The sequence below is a fragment of the Steroidobacter sp. genome (assembly GCF_036406195.1).
In the GTDB taxonomy this organism is placed as follows: Bacteria; Pseudomonadota; Gammaproteobacteria; order Steroidobacterales; family Steroidobacteraceae; genus Steroidobacter.
This window is the reverse complement of record NZ_DASWVW010000047.1, coordinates 16,610-32,998: the sequence shown is the minus strand read 5'-3', so window position 1 is coordinate 32,998 and position 16,389 is coordinate 16,610. Positions and strand designations below refer to the sequence as shown.

The 16,389-nt window shown below is 61.2% G+C and carries 13 protein-coding genes, 1 tRNA gene and 2 pseudogenes; 9 read left to right on the top strand and 7 right to left on the bottom strand.

The window, feature by feature from the left end; all coding sequences use genetic code 11:
• Positions 1 to 62: 62 nt before the first annotated feature.
• The 8 genes and pseudogenes from VGE08_RS18455 to VGE08_RS18415 all read left to right on the top strand — a co-directional run bounded on the left by VGE08_RS18455 (position 63) and on the right by VGE08_RS18415 (position 5,760).
• Positions 63 to 1,274, top strand: a complete 1,212-nt coding sequence (locus VGE08_RS18455; RefSeq protein ID WP_331069378.1) for an NnrS family protein — start codon at positions 63 to 65, stop codon at positions 1,272 to 1,274.
• A pseudogene (locus VGE08_RS26405) lies at positions 1,271 to 1,473 on the top strand (ArsR/SmtB family transcription factor); the annotation flags it as partial. The gene VGE08_RS18455 and the pseudogene VGE08_RS26405, both read left to right, overlap by 4 nt.
• A 137-nt stretch (positions 1,474 to 1,610) precedes the next feature.
• Positions 1,611 to 1,823 (top strand): annotated as a pseudogene (locus tag VGE08_RS18440) (Fic family protein); the annotation flags it as partial.
• A 264-nt stretch (positions 1,824 to 2,087) separates the two neighbouring features.
• Positions 2,088 to 2,456 carry a metalloregulator ArsR/SmtB family transcription factor gene (locus VGE08_RS18435; RefSeq protein WP_331069376.1) on the top strand — a complete coding sequence of 123 codons (369 nt, stop codon included), beginning with the start codon at positions 2,088 to 2,090 and terminating at the stop codon, positions 2,454 to 2,456.
• Entirely contained in the window at positions 2,453 to 2,917 is a 465-nt protein-coding gene (locus VGE08_RS18430; protein ID WP_331069375.1) for an ArsI/CadI family heavy metal resistance metalloenzyme, read from the top strand. Before VGE08_RS18435 ends, VGE08_RS18430 begins: the two co-directional genes overlap by 4 nt.
• Positions 2,914 to 3,354, top strand: coding sequence for an arsenic resistance N-acetyltransferase ArsN2 (arsN2, locus tag VGE08_RS18425; RefSeq protein WP_331069374.1), 441 nt, complete (start codon positions 2,914 to 2,916; stop codon positions 3,352 to 3,354). Before VGE08_RS18430 ends, arsN2 begins: the two co-directional genes overlap by 4 nt.
• A gap of 121 nt (positions 3,355 to 3,475) precedes the next feature.
• Positions 3,476 to 3,979: an arsinothricin resistance N-acetyltransferase ArsN1 family B gene (locus VGE08_RS18420; RefSeq protein ID WP_331069373.1), complete on the top strand. Its 504-nt coding sequence runs from the start codon at positions 3,476 to 3,478 to the stop codon at positions 3,977 to 3,979.
• Between the two features lie 482 nt (positions 3,980 to 4,461).
• On the top strand, positions 4,462 to 5,760 hold the full coding sequence (locus VGE08_RS18415) for a tyrosine-type recombinase/integrase (protein WP_331069372.1): 1,299 nt from the start codon (positions 4,462 to 4,464) through the stop codon (positions 5,758 to 5,760).
• Between the two features lie 518 nt (positions 5,761 to 6,278).
• On the opposite strand, the gene VGE08_RS18410 is transcribed toward VGE08_RS18415, so the two are convergent.
• Entirely contained in the window at positions 6,279 to 6,782 is a 504-nt protein-coding gene (locus tag VGE08_RS18410; RefSeq protein ID WP_331069371.1) for a hypothetical protein, read from the bottom strand.
• A 732-nt stretch (positions 6,783 to 7,514) separates the two neighbouring features.
• Here VGE08_RS18410 and VGE08_RS18405 point away from each other — a divergent pair.
• Complete coding sequence (locus VGE08_RS18405) at positions 7,515 to 8,378, top strand: phage integrase N-terminal domain-containing protein (RefSeq protein WP_331069370.1); 864 nt, start codon at positions 7,515 to 7,517, stop codon at positions 8,376 to 8,378.
• 279 nt (positions 8,379 to 8,657) lie between these two features.
• Here VGE08_RS18405 and VGE08_RS18400 read toward each other — a convergent pair whose 3' ends face one another.
• The 6 genes from VGE08_RS18400 to VGE08_RS18375 form a co-directional block, all read right to left on the bottom strand.
• Positions 8,658 to 9,032, bottom strand: coding sequence for a helix-turn-helix transcriptional regulator (locus VGE08_RS18400; protein ID WP_331069369.1), 375 nt, complete (start codon positions 9,030 to 9,032; stop codon positions 8,658 to 8,660).
• Positions 9,029 to 9,220: a hypothetical protein gene (locus VGE08_RS18395; RefSeq protein ID WP_331069368.1), complete on the bottom strand. Its 192-nt coding sequence runs from the start codon at positions 9,218 to 9,220 to the stop codon at positions 9,029 to 9,031. Before VGE08_RS18395 ends, VGE08_RS18400 begins: the two co-directional genes overlap by 4 nt.
• A 319-nt stretch (positions 9,221 to 9,539) precedes the next feature.
• Positions 9,540 to 9,616: transfer RNA gene (locus VGE08_RS18390), tRNA-Pro, on the bottom strand.
• A gap of 519 nt (positions 9,617 to 10,135) precedes the next feature.
• Complete coding sequence (locus VGE08_RS18385; protein WP_331069367.1) at positions 10,136 to 11,929, bottom strand: hydantoinase B/oxoprolinase family protein; 1,794 nt, start codon at positions 11,927 to 11,929, stop codon at positions 10,136 to 10,138.
• Between the two features lie 13 nt (positions 11,930 to 11,942).
• The gene (locus tag VGE08_RS18380) at positions 11,943 to 14,006 is read right to left on the bottom strand and encodes a hydantoinase/oxoprolinase family protein (protein ID WP_331069366.1); all 2,064 of its coding nucleotides are present in this window, start codon (positions 14,004 to 14,006) and stop codon (positions 11,943 to 11,945) included.
• A gap of 41 nt (positions 14,007 to 14,047) precedes the next feature.
• Positions 14,048 to 16,234, bottom strand: coding sequence for a TonB-dependent receptor (locus VGE08_RS18375; protein ID WP_331069365.1), 2,187 nt, complete (start codon positions 16,232 to 16,234; stop codon positions 14,048 to 14,050).
• Positions 16,235 to 16,389 lie beyond the last annotated feature (155 nt).

The following is a 16,389-nucleotide window of genomic DNA, read 5'->3' as shown; positions in this document are numbered from 1 at the left end:
GAACGGCAAACTCTCGTCATGAACGGCCATTTCGGGCGGCCCGGCAAGGCATAGCCGCGCTGATGTACGACAGAGACTTTGTTTCGACAGCCGCGTCGCGACCGCGACGCTTCGCTCTGTTCGCCTATGGATTTCGTCCGTTCTTTTTCCTGGCTGGCCTCTACGCACTCCTCGCCGTGCCGGTCTGGCTGTTCGTTTACACGCAAGGCCTGGCACCATTGCCCGGCCTGCCAGCGCACTTGTGGCACGGACACGAAATGGTGTTTGGTTTCATCGGTGCAGCGATCGCGGGATTTCTTCTGACGGCTGTTCCAAGCTGGACCCGATTGCGGGGATTTGGTGGGTTTCCTTTGGTCCTTCTTGTTTCCCTCTGGCTCGCGGGACGCTTTGCCATGGCCACCGCTGCAATCCTGCCGCTATGGTTCACCGCTGTCTTGGAACTGGCGTTCCTGCCCGCGGTGTGTGCGTTGCTGGCACCACCACTATTGCGCTCTCGCAATCGGAATACTCCGCTGCTTGCAGTGATCGTCGTGCTCTGGCTTGCAGACGTAGCGTTTGTCATGGCGGTGCGTTCTGGCGATGTGTTGATCGCTCAGCGTGCGCTACGTTTTGCCATCGACTTTGTCTTGGTGCTGGTGACGGTGATTGGCGGCCGCATCATTCCCTCGTTCACGTTGAGTGCACTACGCCGCCGCGGCGAAACAGTACAGCTCATCACTCGGCCATGGCTCGATCGTCTAGTCATCATGACAATGGTCGCGATTGCGCTGACCGGTATCGCATGGCCCGATTCGACACTGAGCGGCGCATTGGCAGCCATCGCGGCTGTCACCCACTCACTGCGTTTGTCCGCATGGCGTGGCCGGCACACGTGGCGAGAACCCATTCTGTGGATCTTGCATATTGGATATGCCTGGCTGCCTATCGGCTTCTGCCTCAAGGCTCTGTGGCTGCTCGCCGGAATTACTTGGAGCGCGCACTGGCTGCATGCACTCACCCTCGGCGCTTGCGGCACGATGATCCTGGCAGTCATGACGCGCGTGCCGCTCGGTCACACCGGACGCCCGCAAGTCGTGAGCCGCACGACTACGTTCTCTTATTTAATCCTCACCGCGGCGGTGGTCGCCCGAGTGTTCGCGCCAGTTTGGAGTCATGTTGATTATCGCGGCAGCGTGCTTGCCGCCGGCCTGCTCTCCAGCGCTGCATTCGCGCTCTACCTCGCAGCCTATTCGCCCATTCTGTTGCGACCACGGGTGGATGGAAAACCGGGATGAGCTCAGACCGTGTCCTCATCGGTGGCCTCTGCTTCGATCCCGGCCTTGCCGCCCTGGCGCACGAGCGCCGATTGGCCGTCTACGAATGCTGGTGGAGGCCGGTCCGGCAGGATTGCCCGCTGGCGAGATTTCCGCGCGGCTGAAGTTGCCGCCATCGTCGCTGACCTTTCATTTGCAGTCGCTGCACCGGGCCGGACTGAATCCGTCCGAAGCAGACTTATGAGGCTTGCACTTTAAGAGCCGCTTTCGACCGACCGCACCTTCGAGCCGGAATCTCCGCTGAACCGTTGACTGACTCAGAATCGGATGGAATTGGATGGACAATCGGATGGGTTCACGACGCTCTTGCTGTTGCGAGCGGGCTATGCCTACGTACCCTACAGCTCTCTGGAAAGCGTGATCGAGCGCAGCAAGGAGAGTTATTACCTCGCCCTGCGCCGCACGCAGGGGACAATCCGCAGCGAGAAACCGGACTGGCAAGCGTGGGCGGTCTTCTTCCTGACGGCACTCAAACAGCAAAAAGACCGGCTGGAAAAGAAGATCGAACGCTATCCGAATTGATTGCGCGAGGGCAGTTCCACCACCGGACGTGCGAGGCGCATAGATGGCGCAGATCCACAATCCGGCGATATCTTGATTCCCTTTCGCGAGGCCGCGGTAGCCGAGCCAACGAGCCCCTCTGGGGCCGCCACGAGATTTCAGATGCTGCTCGGCAGCCCTCGGTCCCCCGCGTCGCCTGAGCCTCAAACTATAGTTGACAGTCCGACGGGGCACGGTTCATCATTTCGACAATCCTCGAATTGTCGGATAGTCATGAGATCACCGGAAGCCGTCACTGCTCTTGCCGCTCTAGCGCATGAACATCGTCTGGCCGTCTACCGAATGCTGGTGGAGGCTGGTTCCGAAGGATTGCCGGCCGGCGAGATTGCGACGCGGCTGGAGCTGGCGCCGTCATCGCTGACCTTTCATCTGCAATCCTTGCAGCGCGCCGGACTGATCTCGCAGCAGCGCAGGAGCCGACAGCTGATCTATGCGGCCGACTTCGACACGATGAATGACCTTGTCGGCTATCTCACCGAAAACTGCTGCGCGGGCAGCGCATCGGCCGATTGCGGCTCGAAGTGCGCGCCCGCGCCGGTCGAACGACTCGCAACTTCTCGCAAGACTCGGAGAACCGCATGAAACGCCTTCACGTCCATGTCAGCGTCAACGACATCGAAGACTCCATCCGCTTCTACCGAGCGCTGTTCGCTGCTGAACCCGCTGTTGTGAAGCACGATTACGCCAAGTGGATGCTCGAAGATCCACGCGTGAACTTCGCGATTAGTAAGCGCGGCTCCGACGCGGGCATTCAGCATCTTGGCATCCAGGTCGAGAATAAGCCGGAATTGGCCGAGGTCTACGAACGCCTGCAGCAAGCTGAAGGTCCGATCCGAGAGGACGGCGCGACCACGTGTTGCTACGCGCAGAGCGAAAAGAGCTGGATCGCCGATCCCCAAGGCATTCAGTGGGAAACGTTTCTCACAACGGGCGAAAGCACGGAGTACGGTGGCGGTGACCAAACGCACGCGGCAGCGCCTAGCGCCTGCTGTGAGCCGAGGTCCGTTGTGCAATCGAAGCCCGCCCAGAAGTGCTGCGCATGACGACGACACAGGTCCGAACAGCGACGCAAAACGATTCGGCTCGGATCATCGCGCTGTTACAGGCGAATGATCTGCCGACGTCGGACCTTGCCGATTGCCGGCCGGAGTTCGTCGTCATCGAAGATGGCGACGAGCTCATCGGGACCGGCGGCGTGCAGGCCTTTGGAAATGCGGCGCTCGTGCGTTCTGTGGCGATCGCCAAGGACCGGCAGCGAGCGGGGCTCGGTAGCTCATTGCTCGGCGCGCTTGAGCGCCATGCCTCCGCATTGGGCATTCGCGAGCTGGTGCTGCTCACGCAAACGGCCGAGCAATTCTTTACTCGCCACGGTTACACCCGCATCGAGCGTTCAAGCGTTCCGGTACCGATTCAGGCCACCGCCGAGTTTCGCTCACTGTGTCCCGCGTCTGCCGTGTGCATGTCGAAACGACTGGCTTGAGCCGTGCCGGTTCCGTCTCCGGCGATTCCTGCATCAGTCGATTGATTATGAATGCCGGGCTGGCAGAACATATCGGCTCCGCCATTCGACTACGCGCCTGCCGTCTCTTTGGGAAACCTGCATGGAAGTCTTGGACGAGTCAATTCGCCCCGTAACTCTCGATGACGCTGAGCAGATTGCGGAGATTTATAATTACTACGTGCTAACAAGCACGATCACGTTCGAAGAGGAACCGGTAGCGCCGGCTGAAATGACTCAGCGGATCTCCGAGATCCAAGCGACGCCGCTGCCTTGGCTCGTAGCCACGCGCGACCATCGAGTCACTGGCTTTGCTTACGCGCACAAATGGAAGGCCCGAGCTGCCTACAGATACTCCACGGAAGTGACGGTCTACGTGCGCACCGGACTCGGCAATTCAGGAACCGGGTCTCGGCTGTACGCGCGGCTGTTTGCTGCGTTGAAGGCAGTCGGGGCACACGCAGTTATTGGCGGAGTCGCGCTGCCGAACGAGGCGAGTTTGCGGCTGCACCAGAAGTTCGGCTTCGAGAAGGTCGCCCACTTCAAGGAAGTCGGTTTCAAGTTCAACCGCTGGATCGATGTGACGTACTGGCAGCTGACTCTTTGATTCCCTTTCCTGTCGGCTCCGAGCGTGGGTGCCGTGGTTCGAGATCAGGCGCATACGACGACGTCGAGCGTTCGGTGGGGGAATTGGTCGGCGGCGAGGCACGGAAAATCAGCGAGTTCCATGGACATTCTCCTGCTACGAAGTGGATGAAGGCAGGAGCGGACGACTTTGTACCCTTAGCTGTATCCTTGAAAGATACCGCCGCAGGCCTGTCGTTCTAATTTACTGTTTTGATTGGTCGGGACGGCGAGATTCGAACTCGCGACCCCTTGCACCCCATGCGCTTGAAAGCCTCTTTAGCACCCGCCTAGTTCATCACTCTTCCGAGCCACGAAACACCGGTAAAACCAGCCTTTCAGCGATCTGTATCGTACTCTTCCGGACAGTGCTGCGGAAGTGCTTAGAAACAAATAAACTGTAGCCGGACTGTAGCCGGCTCGAACGCCTCCCATGTCGTAGGCCTGCCGGACCAGGCCCGCACCATGCCGGCGAAGAAGCGCTTTACTCCGACTTGGCTGAAGTCTCTGCTCGACAGCCCTCCTGCCGAGGACACAACGTACAGCGAGGCTGGCCGTGTTGGCTTCATCCTGCGTCACCGAACAGGTGGCGCTCTCGTCTGGCTGGTTCGTTATCAGCGCAGCGGAAAGCCGGTGTGGCTGACGCTCGGCGAGTATCCCGCGATGACGCTCGACCAAGCGCACGAGGCGCATGGCGAAGTCCGCAAGCAGTTGGCGCAGGGCCTTGATCCGAAGGTCGAGCGCGAACGTCTGCGCATCGAGCGCCAGCGCCAGGAAGAAGCGCGTCAGCTGACGGAGGCCGTCACGGTCCGCAACGTTATCGCTGAGTGGGCGTGGCACCACGCTCGTCGTCACCGTAAACGGCCGCGCGAGGCGGTACGACTGCTGCGAGCCCATCTCCTGCAAGCGCCGGTGAAGGACAAGCCGGCGAGCGACATCACGAAGCGCGACTTGGTGCTGATCATCGACAAGATCCTGGCGCGCGGCAGCACTGTCATGGCGAATCGAATCCGCGACCTAACGGCCCAAGTATTCAACTTCGCGGCCATGCGCGACCTGATCCCGAGTTCGCCGGCCGCCGGCCTTCTGAAGAAGCCCGGCGGTCAGGAGCAGGCAAAGGAACGCAGTCTCAACCGGGACGAGATCAGACAGTTCTGGCGGGGGCTGGACGATGCGAAGACGAAGATCTCGCCGCCGATTCGTCTCGCACTGAAACTTATCCTCGTCACCGCTCAGCGCCCCGGCGAGGTGACGCAGGCGAAGTTCAATGATTTTGACGTTGCCCAACGACTCTGGCGTATCGGAGACAACAAGAGCGAACGCCCGCACAGCGTGCCGCTCACCGACCTGGCGATTGAGATCATCGAGGAGCTGCGCAGAGTCTCGAACGGTCGGCCGCATCTGTTGCCATCAGTTCATTCGACACTCAAGCCAGCCGAACCGATCAGCGAGCGTGCCCTGTCGCGAGCGCTGAGAAACAATCATATGGACGAGAAGCTGTTCGGCTGCAAGCCATTTACGCCACACGACTTGCGCCGCACGGCCGCTACGCACATGACCACGCTCGGCATCCAGCGTTTGCACGTCGGCAAAGTTTTGAATCACAGCGAAGGCGGCGACATCACCGCTGTCTATGACCGCTACGGCTACTGGGACGAGAAACAACGTGCTCTCGCCGCATGGGAAGCGGAATTGCGCTCGATCATCGACGGCAAGCCGAGCAAGATCGTGCCGATAGCGCGAGCAAGCGGATCACGGCGATAACCAAGCGAGCTGGCCCAAAACAATACAGTTTGGCGTCGGTCCGCATTGTTACTCGCGATTAGCCGATGCGTACCGGCACAGTCTGCCCACCTTCAAAAGTGGTGCAGTAGACATGCTGACGCATTCCCGCGGCCCGACGCCGGAGCAGATCGCCGAGGAACTGGATGGATTTATCAGAACGCGCGACGTGGAGCGGGCAACCGGGTACACCCGTCGATGGATATCGGAGCTGGTCGCGCGCGGCCGCTTTCCGCCGCCAGACGTGCCAGGCAGGCTCGGCTCTGCGCATCGATGGCGCAGATCCACAATCCGTCGATATCTCGACTCAGTTTCGCAATGCCTGCGCCCGCCAACATGACGAGCTAGCAGCCATCGTCCTCCGGCCCGGCGAGTGCACGCCTCCCTGTCCAAATACCACGACGGGAATTGCTCTGCTCCCGCAGTCCCGTTTCGCATTCGTGTGAGGCAAGGCCGCACGACGGGCTTAGCAGTGCTGCTCCTTGTGCCTGGTGGCTGGCTCAATCTACCCAGGTAACAAACGACACGTAGGCGTTCTTGTAGTTCGCGGTCACTTGCCAGCAACCCCGCTTCGGTAGCTCGAGCATCAGAAGCATTGCGACTTCCTTTCCCATGATTGCGTTCGTGACACCTGGAAACTTGAGCATGGGTCCATCGGTGTCGAGTTGCTTCGCAGTTACCATGAGCTGATAAGGATTCTCATGGAGCCAGTTTGCATCCTTGCGATACCAGAATGACTTATTACGAGTGCCCGTGCTCGAGGTAATTCCACGCCAGCGCCCATCGGAGTACAGATGCGTGTAGAGCGAGTCAGAGCCGTACCAGAACATCGATTCGCCAAGTCCATCGGCGCGCGCCGGTGGCGATGGCGTGAAGCGTGTCTCCGGCGCCGATCGAGTGACTGGGCAGCTATCGGGAACCGGCGTCGTCCACTCGGCGGCAGCTCCGATCTGCTGCAGTGCCGCCAGCGCGAGGGTGCCAATGAGTACCTCGAGAATTCGCATGGGCACTCTCCTGAGCCAAGCCCATTCGGTCATTGAACGCCATTTGAAGACTTACTCTACAGGTTAGCAGCGCGCGCTGCTACAGGTGGTCATTGATTGCCGAAATCTTGCTGCTGCAATTCTGTTTGAACCCCAGGCCGTCACTGCACGCCGCAGTGACGGCCCGCGAAACTGCAGCAATAATCCGGTCGGGCGCCGTTTCGGATTTAATGTCGCTCACATGATAGCCACCGGGCAGACTCGTCCTCGACTGATCTGCCGGCGGAGACATCACCGGCAACCTGGCGCCGGGGCACCAAGCGCCAAATCATGCGACCACCAAGCCGCTGATGCCGGACCCAATCGGCCGCTCCACCCAGGCGCGACAGGCCCACTAGCGCGCCCCCCTCCCCCTGGAGGCTGGGCCATTTTTATTAGACATTCCGCAAGCGTCATCGTGCGTCGTCACTCTCGGCGCCGATCCCTGCCGCCATGGCAGGGATCGGTGGCCGTCCTTCACCACTTCGCCACAGGAGGCAACTTATCGAAGCAAACCCGCATCGTTTTCCATCCATGCAAAACCTCCGCCCGAGCTTTCCACAGAAGGCACGGCGGAAGCCTCAGACGAGGCAACAGGCTCCGCTGAGCGCCTGGCCCTTGCCCCTTCGGGGGATCTCGCTTGACGCGAGTTGGCATCAACACTGACCACGCGTCACTCAGCAGCATTTTTTTAACGGCCTTTGGAGGAACACGGTGGACAATCTGACTTATACGTTGCGTCAATTGTGCGACCGGAACCGGGACGGGAGTCATGCCACGCAAGGCGACCGAGAGAGCTGTTTGAAATTGATGGCTCGACAGCTCAAGGAGGCTGGCTTCCGGCAGCTGAAAGCCACGTCGTTGAATGGGAAGCATGTAGATGCGCTGCTTGAACGTTGGCGAAACGACGGCCTGTCGGCGGGCACGCTCAAGAACCGCCTTGCGCATCTGCGTTGGTGGGCCGAGAAAGTCGGCAAGGACGGACTGATAGCGTCCAGCAACGTCCAGCTCGATGTCCCGAAACGAGTGTTCGTCACAAACGAGAACAAAGCGGCAGGGCTTGCAGACAAGTTAGACAGGGTAAGCGACCCGTATGTTCGCGCCAGCTTGGAACTGCAGCGGACCTTTGGATTGAGGCGCGAGGAGTCCATCAAGTTCCAGCCGCGCTATGCCGACCAGGGCGATCACCTGAGAATCAAAGGCTCGTGGACGAAAGGTGGTCGCGCACGCGTCATTCCGATTACCTCGCCGGAGCAGCGCGCGACGCTCGATCGCGCACACAGGCTCGTCGGCGAACGGTCATTGATCCCGGCCGAAAAGACATACATCGAACAGCGCCACGTCTACGACCGCGAGTGCAAAGCGGCCGGGTTGAAGCGCATGCATGGATTGCGGCACGCGTATGCGCAAACGCGCTACGAAGCCCTGACAGGCTGGAAATCACCGGTGGCGGGTGGACCATCGATGCAGTCATTGACTGCCTCTCAGCGCCTTGCAGATTTCGAAGCTCGCGAAACGATCAGCCGGGAGCTTGGTCACGGACGAGTGGAGATCACCAAGGTCTATCTTGGACGATAGCAGACCATGCTCTCCTTCGTTGGCGGGCAAGGGCGGGCTCGGGCGGTTTCTGTCGGGTGTTAACACTGTCAACACGCCGCGCCGGGCTGCAAGAGGTTTTGCAGGATGATGACGCGTCAGCACGCGTATCAGCGTCGCTGGGAAGGGTCGCGGCGGCGGTGCGGCGCCACCCCGCCAAGAGAAAGAGGTTTCGCGCTGCCGCTCGCGATTGTTGAGACCACCTCAGAAAAGAGCCCGGCACCGAGCCGGGCTCACCGCAGGACGGCTACAGGATCGCCGTTAGTGCTTCGTTGTGTTGCTGGTTTCCAGAACGTCGATGATCCTGACCACGAATCGCTGTTGGGTCTTCGACAGCGCCTGCAGCCGCTGCGCATGCCGCGCCGCTCGGGGCGATAGACGCCGATTCGGCACGCGCTTGAGCGGTGCCATGCCGATCAGCGACTCGACCGAGGTGTGAAGTACCGCCGCGAGCTTGGAGAGAAGCAACACTGAGATGCGCCGCTCGCCCGACTCATAGGCGAACACAGCCTGCTGACTCACCCCAAGGGCGCGGGCAAGCTCGGACTGCGTCATCCCGCGCTCCTTGCGCAGCAGTCCGATATGCGTGCCTAGCGCCGCGAAGTACCGCCGGGATTCGACCTTGAGGGCGTTCATGCCGGCACCCCCAACTCGTCGACGCGGACCATCGCCTGATCCAGCAACTCGATGATGACGAGCAACGCATCGGCGACATCGAATTCCACGCCCTCGTTGGCGGTGTGCTGGATGCAGATCAGCAGCGCCTGGATGCGCTGAAGGCTTCGGATTTCAGCGTTGGGCGTCGGTTTCTGGCGGGCGTTCATCGCGCGCCGTCCTTGGCAACGAATGCCGGGCAGCAGACAGCTGCCAGAATGGGCGCAGGAACTGAAATATCAGCAGTCTGAAAGTACAGACGACCGCGCTCGACGCGCGGGATAATGGGCACAGCCATGACTCTGATCTCCAAGGGATCAAGTTGTGGTCAGGGCCGTCGTCGGTGTCTCACCACCGGCGGCGGTCCGCTCTTGCTGAGAGCTGGCTGTAGCCGGAACTGTAGCCGGAAACAGAAAACTGGTGATTCGAAGCGCGGAGAGGAAGCGCCAGGAAGGTGCTTAGAGGCTTGTTTTTACGGGGTTTTTAGATTGGTCGGGACGGCGAGATTCGAACTCGCGACCCCTTGCACCCCATGCAAGTGCGCTACCAGGCTGCGCCACGTCCCGACTTGAGGGCGCGAATGCTACACATTGCTCCATCTTGCGACAACTCGCTACGCTAACTACCTGTTCTTCCGAGGTTTTTCCAGAGTCGCCCCGCCCACCATCCGGTTCCACGCGCACCTGCAAGTCGCGACCTCGCAGTCAAGATGCGAATGGGAGCTGCGCCTGCGCGGAAACTGCGCCCGATTGCGCCGACTCCGCAGATCGGCATCGGTCACGTTGCTCGTAGTCGCTCGAACGTTGGTCCAGGCACTAGAGCTTGCCAATACTCCAACGATACAAACAAGCAACGCGAAGGAGCGGGTGTCGGGCACAGTGCAGCTCGGCGATGACATGCCTTCCATAGGCCACGCATCAGTTCCTTCGATTGGCGATAACAAGCGTGCATGGGCAAGCCTCCTCGTCGGCTTGCCCTGCGATCTGTTCATCGCCGCGGAAAACGGCAAGACCATTCCGGACGAGCGAGCTTTGATCGGCCCAATCGGTCCAGCGCCTGCCGTTCGGCGAGACGTGAGTCGGGCCTCACGCCGCCCGTCGTCGCTTGCGGCGAGTCTCCTCGGTCGCTGTGGCATCCAGCGCGTATGAGCCTTCGCTGCCACTGATCACCACACCGTAATCTCGCAGGCTGCTCTCCAGACTTACATACCCCCCGATCACATCCTTCAATACCAGCGACGGATCGCGCTCGAGTGGATCGCCCCAACCACCACCGCCGCCGGTTTGAATCAAGAGCCGCTCGCCCTCCGGCAAGATCCAGCCGCTCACCTTGCCGATGCGCCGCTCGTGCGGCAGCCCCGCACTGATGAACATGTCGTTCGGTTGGGCTTCCTTGCCTCCATCCACGCCCCAGGCCGGCGACTTGGTCTGCTCGATGGTGCCGATCAGTTTGAGATCGGCGAGCGCCCGCCACTGCTTGCGCACGCCGAGCCCGCCTCTGAACCTGCCCGGGCCGGCCGAGTCCTGCCACAACTCATATTTCTCCATGACCACCGGCCAGCGCTCTTCCATGATCTCCGCCGGCACGTTGGAAGACTCGCCGAGCGAGTACATGATGAGCACGTTCTCGCCATCCTGATCGCAACTTGCACCCTGCCCACAACCTTCATCGGCGCCACCGGCGAAGAACGTGCCGTCCGGGAGATATCCGGAGAACAGTACGCCGCCGAGATCGCCGCCGGAGCGCGCCACGGATCGTTCCGGGGCGATCTTGGCGATGATCCGGAACAGCGACTCGCCCATGATCATGGCCGACCAGCCATAGAGAAACACTGGCGCGGGCGCTCTCGGGTTGAATATCGAGCCTTGCGGCGAAATGACTTTCAACGGACGAAAAAAGCCCTCGTTGGCGTCGTAGTTGGGCGCGATGATCATCTTCATCACCAGACGTATCGCCGACACCGTCGAGGGAAACGGTGAGTTCACTGGTCCCACCTGCTGCGGGGCCGACCCGGTGGTGTCCACCGTGATCTCATCCCCCGAAATGCGGATGGTGGCCTTGAGCGGCACGCTGTCCTGGCGGATGCCGTCGTTGTCCATCGCGGATTCGACCGACCACTCGCCATCAGGCATCGCTGCGATCGCCTGCCGCGCGATGCGCTCACCATGATCGAGGATGCGGACCACGGCCGCCTCGACCGTCGCGGCGCCGTACTTCTTCACGAGATCGCCGATGCGTTGTGCGCCGTAATTGCAGCAGGAGATCTGCGCAGTCAGGTCGCCGACGACACCGTCCGGCATGCGCGAGTTGGCGCGCACGATATCGACGATCTCGCGATCGAGCTTGCCGCGTTTCATGACCTTCACGCCGAAAAGCTGCAGCCCTTCTTGCCAGATGTCCGTGGTATCCGTGCCGTAGATGTCCTTGGCGCCCAGGTCCATCCAGTGCGCCTTGGCCGCCGTATAGCCGAAGATCTTGCCGTCGACGAAGATGGGACGAATCACCGCCGCGTCCTGCGAGTGCGAGCCGATCCAGTACGGATAGGTCGACAGCAGCACATCGCCCTCTTCGATGTTCTCGATACCGATGTACTCGACCACGTGGCGGATCGTGAACGTCAGCGTGCCCATGAAGAACGGAATACCCGGTCCTTCGGCGATCAGCTCGGCATCGCGATTGTAGATGCCGAGGCTGAAATCGATCATCTCGTAGATGATGGGATTGAACGAGGCACGCACCAGCGTGTTGCGCATCTGGCGCGCCGTGGACTGATAGAAGCTGCGAATCACTTCGACGGTGATGGGATCGAGCGCCTCGGACGCGCTTTGCATGCCCGGCTCGCGTTGGGCGATCGACTCGACAGTGGCTGCTTTGCTCATGGCGCAGGAATCCTCAACGTCGCGTAATGATCAGGTTGCCGACGCTGTCGACGGCACAGGTATGGTGATGGCGCACGACCGTGGTAGTCGTGGCCTCCTCGATGAGCGCCGGGCCCACGATGACATTGCCCGCCTTGAGTCGCGCGCGGTCGAACACGCGGAACTCTCGCGGCTCGCTCTCCAGAAAATCGTAGACCTTGCGACGACCCTTGCGAGCGCCTTCCGGGTCGGGGCCGCCACGCTCGATGGGTTTCAGCGACGGTGCCGGGATTCTTCCAATGGCCTTCACACGCAACGTTACGATATCGGCGGGCGCGCTGAGCCGATAGCCGTATACGGATTCGTACACGGTTTGAAATGCTTCGTAGAGCTTCTGCAGGCTGTCGGGCCCATTGAGCGAAGCTGGTACCGGTACGGACACCGAGTGCTCCTGCCCGGCATAGCGCATGTCGGCGCTACGAAATAGCTGGCGTCGATCCTCCGGCACCGCTTCGCGCATCAGCTGCTCCCAACCTTTTTTCTCCAGCGTGGCAAAGTGCTCTTCGAGCGTACTGGCGTCGATGCCATCCAGACGCTTGGCAATGGTCTGCACCACATCGTGTCGCAGGTCCACCATCAGCATGCCCCATGCCGAGAAAGCCGACGGCAGGATGGGAATGATGGCTGCCGGTAAGCTGAGCTCGTCCATCAGATGAGCGCCGAACATCGCGCCACCACCGCCGAAGCACAGCATGCTGAAGTCCCGCGGATCGTCGCCGGTTTCCGAAGTCATGCTTCTGATGGCCTCGGCCATGTTGCTCATCACGATGCGCAGAATGCCGCTCGCCGCGCGATGCACGTCCAGGCCCAAAGGCTGGGCAATCTGCTCGCTAACTCCCTTCGTCGCGCCTTCGACATCCAGCGCCATGTTGCCGCCCAGGAAGTTGTTCGGATCGATGAAACCGTTGACGACGAAGGCGTCCGTGACCGTCGGCTGCGTGCCGCCGCGACGATACGAAATCGGGCCGGGCACCGCGCCCGCGCTGCGAGGTCCTACGTGCAGCGCACCCGCGCTGTCGATTGTTGCGAGACTGCCGCCTCCGGCCCCAATCGTCCGAATATCCAGCGTCGAAATCAGGATGGGATAACCGTTCACCTGCAGCTCGCGCTGCGTCCCCGCCGTGGCCGACTTGATGGTCGCGATATCGAAGCTCGTGCCGCCGACATCCATCGTGATCAGGTTGGGACGCTCCAGCACATTGGCGAGATACACGCCTCCGATGACGCCGCCCGCCGGGCCCGAGAACAGCATGTTGATCGGACTGCCCTTTGCGGCCTCCGCCGTCATGCCGCCGCCATCGGACTTGGTCAGCACGATCTCTCCAGCAAAGCCGCGCCGGGTCAGCTCGTTCTGCAAGTTGCTGATCCAGCGCTCGACGACCGGCGCGAGATAGGCATTGAGAATCGTGGTCATGCTGCGTTCAAACTCGCGGTGCTCCGGCACCACCGCAGACGAAATAGCGACCGACACGTCCGGAAGCTCTTCGAGCAGAATCTCTCGCGCACGGCGCTCATGCGCGGGATTCTTGAACGAGTGCAGGAAGCAGACGGCGACGGTTGTAACGTCGGTTTTCTTGATCTTCCGCGCGATTTCTCGCAGCTCCGCCTCATCGAGCGGTTCAATCACCTCGCCGTGGGTATTGAGGCGCTCCGTGACTTCGAAGCGCAGCTCACGCGGCACGATCTGCGGCGGCTTGTGATATTTCGGGTTGTACATCTCCCGTCGGTTGTAACGCATGATCTCCGGTACATCGCGGAAGCCCCGCGTCGTGAGATACGCCGTGCGCACGCCCTTGCGTTCCAACAACGCGTTCAGTGCGGTCGTCGAACCGTGCACGAAGAAGCGGTCGACTTTGCGAAGATCGACGCCGGCCTTGTCGATGGCCGCAAGCACGCCTTCGAGCGTGTTGTGCGGCGTGGTCGACGCCTTGTCCATTGTGAACGTGCCGGCGCCTTCATCGAGCACGACGATGTCCGTGAAGGTTCCTCCCGTGTCGATCGCGAAACGGGTGCCGGCGCTTTGCATCTGTGTGGCCATGAATGTGTTCCGGTCCTCAATTGCTGATCTTCAACGAGGCATCAGTAGCTGTACGTGAACTCGATGCCGTAGCTGCGCGGCTTGTTCGAGATGCGTGGGTAACCGCCGGCCAGTTGCGGCACTTCCACCTCGGACTGGCGGGTGCTGAACAGGTTTCGTGAGAACGCCACCACCCGCCAGTTGTCGCTCTCGACGCCGAGCCGGGCATCCACGAAATCCTTCGAGGGAATGCGCGAGGTCTCGTTTCGGCCGAGATACATCGAGGAGTTGTGTCGATAATCGACGTGACCGATGGCGAACCATTCGCCTGCGAGGGGATGGCGCGTGTTCAACGAAATGTTGCCGGTGAACTTCGGCGCGAACGGCGAACGGAAACCTTCGACATCTCGCGAGTCGAGATAGCCAAAGCCCGCATCCAGGCTCACCGCGCTGCTCAATACGATGGACGTTTCGAATTCCACGCCGTCGATGTCCGTCTCGGGCAGCGTCACCGGCTGACGATACGGCGGTTGAGGGATGACCGTGGAGAACTGCTGATCCGAGTAGTCGATGTGGAATGCCGAGAGGTTCGCGACCATTCGATCGCCGAACAGCGTCGACTTCAGACCGATCTCGATGTTGCGCGTCGACTCGGGCCGGGTGAATCCCCCTGAAGCGAAGAAGCCGGCACGGAAGCCCTTCGACCAGGTCGCATAGGTCATCAGGTCCGGCGTCCAGCGATAGCTCAGCTGCACCTTCGGCTGCACTTTGTTGGCCGACTCCTGCTGCGAGTTCACCAGCACGCCGTTCTCATCGGGCACCTGCACGATCGTGGTCTTGTGTCGATCGGTGTAGGTAGTGTTGGTGTAGTCGTTCTCGTCGTAGCGAGCGGCCACGGTCAGCTCCATCCGGTCGGTGAGGTCGCCGGAGATCTGGCTGTACACGCCCCACCATTCGTCCTTCTTGCCGTTCCACAGCGGAAACAAGGTCAGCAGGCTGTTGTCGGGAGGCAGAATCCAGCTGGCATCGAAGCCGTTCAGGCTCTTGCGATGCAGATATGAAGCACCGGCGAGCCAGCGGATACGGCCGTCTCCGTTCGAGACGATGCGCAGATCCTGGGTGAAGGTCTGCAGATCGTCCACGCCGCTGAACAGATCGTCGATGGGCTGGCCCGGTCCTGCACTGGAGCCGAACGCGGGACCCAGCAGGCAGGACGCCTGCAGGCCCGGCAGACTCGGATCGTCGATGGCCGGATCGTCCGGATCGTCGTAACACAGGCTCGATTCGATCTCCTGCTGGATGTCGCTGTAGCCGCTTACCGAGATCAGCGAGGCATTGCCGAAATCGAACGTGGCGCGCAAGGAAACATTGCCGAGCTCGCGATCGTCCTCGCCGGGGAAACGGCGTCGCGGCCGGGTATCGCGGCCGAAATCATCGATCAGGTCGGGACTCGTGAGCTTGTCCTGATAGGTCGAGCCATTCTCCTCGCGGACGTATTCGCCGCGCAGATCGAGCTCCACGTTCGCGCTCGGGGTGTAGATGAAGCGCGCGGCGACTTTTCGCTTCTTCTCGAAATCCAGGTCGAGGCCGTTGCTCTGGCTGGAGATCAGGCCATCGCTATCGCGATAGCTGGCCTGCAATTGGAAGCGCAACAGCTCTTCACGCAGCGGTCCGGACACCATGCCCGCGACGCTGCGATCGTTGCCGTTGGCGTAGGCCGCCCGCAGCCTGGCACGAAACTCGTCATCGGGCTTGCGCGTGACGACGTTGATGGCACCGGCAATGGCGCCAGCGCCGTACAACGCGCTTTGCGGGCCGCGCAGCACCTCGATGCGTTCGATATCGTCGAGCGAGCCGCTCTTGATGCTGTCGAGCGAGCTGGACGGCACGCCGTCGATCATGAAGGTCACTGGCGCCCAGCCCTCCTGGCCGTTACCGATGCCGCGCATCGAAATGAATGCGTAGCCGCTGCGATAACCCGTGCCATCGCGGAAGGTCAGGTTGGGCACCTTCGACATGAAGTGCTCCACCTGGGTGATGCCTGCCGCCTCGATCCGATCCGCCGTGATCGCGGTGACGGGATCGGGCACCCGCTGCAGGTTTTCCTCGCGGCGTCGCGCGGTCACAACCACCGTTTGTAATACCGCACCCGGCTCCATCGATTGCGGCTGCGCCGGCTCGTCAGCCAGCACGACTCCCGTCATCCCCAACAGGACGGCCGTGGCTGGAAAGGTTCGTGCTCGAATCATGGTGCCCCCGTGTCTTGGCCAGTCTTGGTATTCTCGAAGACGCGAACAGACTAACGAGACGCAACGCAGGCGCTCAATGCGTTCGGAGGATGGAACGGCGCCGCCGAAGAACGAGGCACGGACAGGTCGGACCTATTCGTTTGGATAGGGGTGCC

Excerpts from the sequence above, each read along its gene's own strand:
- VGE08_RS18455 (WP_331069378.1), top strand. The coding sequence starts at position 63 with ATGTACGACAGAGACTTTGTTTCGACAGCCGCGTCGCGACCGCGACGC.
- VGE08_RS18435 (WP_331069376.1), top strand. The coding sequence starts at position 2,088 with ATGAGATCACCGGAAGCCGTCACTGCTCTTGCCGCTCTAGCGCATGAA.
- VGE08_RS18430 (WP_331069375.1), top strand. The coding sequence starts at position 2,453 with ATGAAACGCCTTCACGTCCATGTCAGCGTCAACGACATCGAAGACTCC.
- arsN2 (WP_331069374.1), top strand. The coding sequence starts at position 2,914 with ATGACGACGACACAGGTCCGAACAGCGACGCAAAACGATTCGGCTCGG.
- VGE08_RS18420 (WP_331069373.1), top strand. The coding sequence starts at position 3,476 with ATGGAAGTCTTGGACGAGTCAATTCGCCCCGTAACTCTCGATGACGCT.
- VGE08_RS18415 (WP_331069372.1), top strand. The coding sequence starts at position 4,462 with ATGCCGGCGAAGAAGCGCTTTACTCCGACTTGGCTGAAGTCTCTGCTC.
- VGE08_RS18410 (WP_331069371.1), bottom strand. The coding sequence starts at position 6,782 with ATGCGAATTCTCGAGGTACTCATTGGCACCCTCGCGCTGGCGGCACTG.
- VGE08_RS18400 (WP_331069369.1), bottom strand. The coding sequence starts at position 9,032 with ATGAACGCCCTCAAGGTCGAATCCCGGCGGTACTTCGCGGCGCTAGGC.
- VGE08_RS18395 (WP_331069368.1), bottom strand. The coding sequence starts at position 9,220 with ATGAACGCCCGCCAGAAACCGACGCCCAACGCTGAAATCCGAAGCCTT.
- VGE08_RS18385 (WP_331069367.1), bottom strand. The coding sequence starts at position 11,929 with ATGAGCAAAGCAGCCACTGTCGAGTCGATCGCCCAACGCGAGCCGGGC.
- VGE08_RS18380 (WP_331069366.1), bottom strand. The coding sequence starts at position 14,006 with ATGGCCACACAGATGCAAAGCGCCGGCACCCGTTTCGCGATCGACACG.
- VGE08_RS18375 (WP_331069365.1), bottom strand. The coding sequence starts at position 16,234 with ATGATTCGAGCACGAACCTTTCCAGCCACGGCCGTCCTGTTGGGGATG.